Origin of the sequence: Streptomyces sp. NRRL S-646 (assembly GCF_000720765.1) — a bacterium.
In the GTDB taxonomy this organism is placed as follows: Bacteria; Actinomycetota; Actinomycetes; order Streptomycetales; family Streptomycetaceae; genus Streptomyces.
The window spans coordinates 1-4,802 of record NZ_JODC01000057.1 but is presented as its reverse complement, the minus strand read 5'-3'; the positions used below and the strand labels follow the sequence as shown (position 1 = coordinate 4,802).

Genomic DNA, 4,802 nt, shown 5'->3' with positions numbered 1-4,802 from the left:
GGGTTGTCGTTGGAGGACGGGGCGCGGGTGGTGGCGCTGCGGTCCAAGGCGATCCGGGCGATCGCCGAGGCGGGGGAGATCCGGGCGCGTCGTATCCCGGTGGATTACGCCTCCCACACGAGGCATGTGGAGGCCATCGAGGCCGAGCTGGCCGAGGTTCTGGCGGCGGTGGTCCCGCGTTCGGGTGTGGTGCCGTTCTTCTCGACGACTGAGGCGGAAGTGGTCGACACCGCTGGTCTGGACGGCGGGTACTGGTATCGCAACCTGCGTCAGCGGGTGCGGTTCGCGGCCGCGGTGCAGGGTCTGGTCGAGCAGGGATATGCGGCGTTCGTGGAGGTCAGCTCGCACCCGGTACTGGGTATGGCGGTGCAGGAGGCCGCCCCGGACGCGGTGGTGGTGGGCAGCCTGCGCCGTAACGACGGTGATGCCTCCCGTTTCCTGACCTCGCTGGCCGAGGCGTGGGTGCGCGGTATCCCGGTCGACTGGACGGCGGTCCTGGCCGGGCACGACGGCCGGACGGTCCCGCTGCCCACCTACGCCTTCCAGCACCGCCGCTACTGGCTCGACCTCCCCGAGCCCGCTCCCCACGGCGCATCCGCAGGCCCCTCGGCCGACGACGTGGACGCCCGCTTCTGGGAGGCGGTCGAGCGCGAGGACCTGGAGGCCCTCGGGGATACGCTCGATCTGGCGCCCGAGCGGCGCGGGACGTTGGCCACGGTGGAGCCGGTGCTGCCCGTGCTGGCCGAGTGGCGTCGGCGCAAGCGGGAGAGCGCCGTGCTGGACTCCTGGCGTTACACCGTGACATGGCAGCCGGCCGGTGCCTCGGTGGCCGGCCCGGTCCCGTTGCCGTCGCACTGGCTGGTCGTGGTGCCCGGTGCCGACGGCACCGTTGAGGGAACCGCCCAGGAGCTGGTCGAGCGGCTGCGCGGGCGCAAGGAGGTCGAAGACGTCGTCACGCTCGTCCTCGACGTGACGTGGGAGGATCGGACGGCACTCGCGGACCGCCTCCGTGAAGCCTTCGAAGGGAACCCGCTCACGGGCGGCGTACTCAACCTGCTGCCGCTCGCCCCCGCCACCCCGCGCCCTGCCGACCAGTCTCCGACCTCCGTCGTTCCCGGGGTCGTCACGGCGACCCTTCTGCTCATGCAGGCGCTCACGGACGCGGAGGCGGAGGCACCGCTGTGGACGGTCACCCAGGGAGCGGTCACCGTGCCCGGCCCCGCCGCGCAGCCCGTCGTCGGTCCGGTGCCGGAGCAGGCGGCAGTCTGGGGTCTGGGACGGGTCTACGGACTCGACGACCCCCAGCGGTGGGGCGGTCTCATCGACCTCCCCGCACCCGCCGATCACCCCGCACCGGGCGACTCTGCCGCGGAACTCGACCCGCGCACCTGGGACCGGTTCTTCGCGGGCCTGGCGGGCGACGAGGACGAGGACCAGTTCGCCGTACGCGGGGACGGACTGTACGTACGCCGCATGGTCCGGCGGCCGGCCGACGCCGAGGCGGGCGAGCCCCGTACAGCCGGTTTCCCGGGTACGACGCTCATCACCGGCGGCACCGGGGCCCTCGGCGCGCATCTCGCCCGGCGGCTGGCCGCGACCGGTGCCGAGCATCTGCTGCTGGTCGGCCGCCGGGGCCCGGACGCGCCCGGTGCGGCCGAGCTGGAGGCGGAACTGACCGCTCTCGGCGCCCGCGTCACCGTCGCCGCGTGCGACATCACCGACCGGGATGCCCTGGCCGCACTGCTGTCGGAGGTGCCGGAGGACGCACCGGTCAACGCCGTGGTGCACGCGGCGGGCATCGAGCCGCCGGCCGTCGCGATCGGGGACACGGACCTCGCCGACCTGCATGACGTGGCGGGCGCGAAGATCGCGGGTGCCGTCCATCTCGACGCGCTGCTCGCCGACCGTCCGCTGGAGGCCTTCGTCCTGTTCTCGTCGGGCGCGGGTGTCTGGGGCGACGGCGGCCACTCCGGATACGCGGCCGCCAACGCCTACCTCGACGCGTTCGCCGAGTGGCGTCGCAGCCGCGGCCGGGTGGCCACCTCCATCGCCTGGGGTGCCTGGGCCGGCGGCGGCATGGTCCACGAGGCCGAGGGCGACCGGCTGCGTCGCTACGGCGTGCCCACCATGGATCCCGACGTGGCCGTGGGCGCCGTACAGCAGGCCCTCGCGCATGACGAGACGTTCCTGGTCGTGGCCGACGTCATCTGGGACCGGTTCGCGGCGACGTATTCGGCTGCCCGCCGCCGTCGTCTCTTCGACGAGATTCCGGAGGTCCGCCTCCTCCACGCGGAGCAGGCCCGCGCCGGAGCGTCCGGGGACGGCGCCGATGCCGGGCCGGTGCCCGGTCGGACGCAGTCTTTTGCGGGCCAACTGACCGGCGCCGGCCGGGCCGAGCAGACACGGACTGTGCTCCAGCTCGTCCGTACGCAGGTCGCGGCGGTCCTCGGCCATGACGGGACCGGTGCCATCGGCCCCGACCACGCCTTCCGCGACCTCGGTTTCGACTCCCTGACCGCCGTGGAGTTGCGTAACCGGCTGAAGGAAGTCACCGGATTGAGCCTGCCCGCCACCCTGGTCTTCGACCATCCGACCCCGGCCGCCCTCGGTGAACGGCTGCTGTCCGAACTGGTCCCTGACGCGGAACCGGCCGGCGGAGGGGGACTCGCGTCACTCGACGAGCTGGAAGCGGCCGTCGTCGCGCTCGACCCCGCCGACGACGTCTCCCGCGCCAGGATCACCACCCGGTTGCAAGCGCTGCTGTGGCGGCTGTCCGACAGCCCGGTCGAGAAACCTGAGGGCGGCGGCGACGCCGACGACGAACTTCTCGGGACCGTCTCCGACGACGAGATGTTCGACCTGATCGACAAGGAACTCGGTCTCAACTAGCCCGCCAGACCGCCGGACGGGCCGGCTCCCCCCCCAACAACCGGCCCGTCCGGCCTCCTCCGATCCCCTTCGCCCCATCGCCATCCGCACCGCACCACCAACCCTGTCCGACCTGCCCGTTGCCAACGCCGTACGGGTGACTCCAAGCCTTCGGGCCTGCTCTAGGGACTGATGACGTTCATGGCCAACGAGGACAAGCTCCGCGACTACCTCAAGCTGGTTACCACCGACTTGCGGCAGACCCGCCGTCGCCTTCAGGACGTCGAGGCCCGCCAGCAGGAGCCCATCGCCATCGTCTCGATGAGCTGCCGCTTCCCCGGCAACGCCCACACGCCCGAGGACTTCTGGGAGTTGCTCACGGCGGGCGTCGACACCGTCTCCGAACTGCCCGCCGACCGCGGCTGGGACCTCGAGGGGCTGTACCACCCCGACCCGGAGCACCAGGGCACGAGCTACACCCGCTCCGGCTCGTTCCTGTACGACGCGGCCGAGTTCGACCCCGCCTTCTTCGGCATCTCGCCGCGCGAGGCGACGATGATGGACCCGCAGCAGCGCCTGCTGCTGGAGACCTCCTGGGAGGCCCTGGAGCGGGCCGGAATCGAGCCGGGCACACTGCGTGGCGAGAAGGCGGGCGTCTTCGTCGGCAGCAGCGACCAGGGCTACGGCGCCGCGGCCGCTCGGGCCCGGGACCGCGTCGAGGGACACATGCTGACGGGCGGCTCCGGTGCGGTGCTGTCCGGCCGGATCGCCTACACCCTCGGCTTCGAGGGCCCCGCCGTCACCGTCGACACCATGTGCTCCTCGTCGCTGGTGGCGCTGCGGCGATCAACCAGGACGGTGCGAGCAATGGCCTGACTGCGCCCAACGGGCCTTCGCAGGAACGTGTCATCCGTGCGGCGCTGGCCAACGCCCGTCTGACGGCGGACCTCGTGGACGTGGTCGAGGCGCACGGCACCGGGACCACCCTCGGCGACCCGATCGAGGCACAGGCCGTGATCGCCGCCTACGGCCAGGACCGCGAAGAGCCCCTGCGGGTGGGGTCGCTGAAGGCCAACATCGGGCATCTCCAGGCCAGTTCGGGTGTCGCAAGCGTCATCAAAATGGTGTCCGCCATGCGTCACGGAGTCCTGCCGAGACTGCTGCACCTGGACGAGCCGACGCCGCACGTCGACTGGTCCTCCGGCGCGGTCGAGCTCCTCACGGAGAACCAGGAGTGGCCCGAAACCGGCCGTCCGCGCCGCGTGGGCGTGTCCTCCTTCGGCGGCAGCGGCACCAACGCCCATGTGATCCTCGAGCAGGCCCCTGAGCTCGACCCCGAGACGGAGGAACCGCGCTCCACCGACGACACCGCTGCACCGGTGTTCGCCGAGGTTGGCGTGGTGCCGTGGGTGGTGTCGGGTCGTGGCGGGGACGGGCTTGCCGGTCAGGCGGGACGGTTGGCGTCATTCGTGGAGTCGGCCGGTGAGGACGTACGGCCGGTGGACGTGGCCTGGTCGCTGGCCGCCACTCGGGCGGCGTTCGAGAACCGAGCCGTGGTGCTGGGCGCCGAGCAGGGTGAACTCGTCGACGCCCTCGGCGCGTTGGCCTCCGGGAACGCGGCTTCCGGAGCGGTGACCGGGAGCTTCGACGTGGTTCCCGACGGTCCCGTCTTCGTGTTTCCGGGTCAGGGGGCGCAGTGGGCTGGTATGGGGCGTCAGTTGTGGGATGCGTCGCCGGTGTTTGCGGCGTCGATGCAGGCGTGTGAGGCCGCTCTTGCTCCGTTCGTGGGGTGGTCGTTGAGTGATGTGGTGTGTGGTGGGGCTGAGCTGGCTGGTGTGGATGTGGTGCAGCCGGTGTCGTGGGCGGTGATGGTGTCGCTGGCGGCGTTGTGGCGTGCTTGCGGGGTTGAGCCGTCGGTGGTGGTGGGTCATTCG

General features: G+C 71.9%; 1 protein-coding gene and 1 pseudogene. Both read left to right on the top strand.

Features of this window, described 5'->3' with window-relative positions; genetic code table 11:
- Positions 1-2,889 (top strand): SDR family NAD(P)-dependent oxidoreductase (locus tag IH68_RS0148740; protein WP_234341855.1); only part of this gene is annotated, 2,889 nt, incomplete at its 5' end.
- A 171-nt stretch (positions 2,890-3,060) separates the two neighbouring features.
- Positions 3,061-4,802: pseudogene (locus tag IH68_RS54850) on the top strand (type I polyketide synthase); the annotation flags it as partial.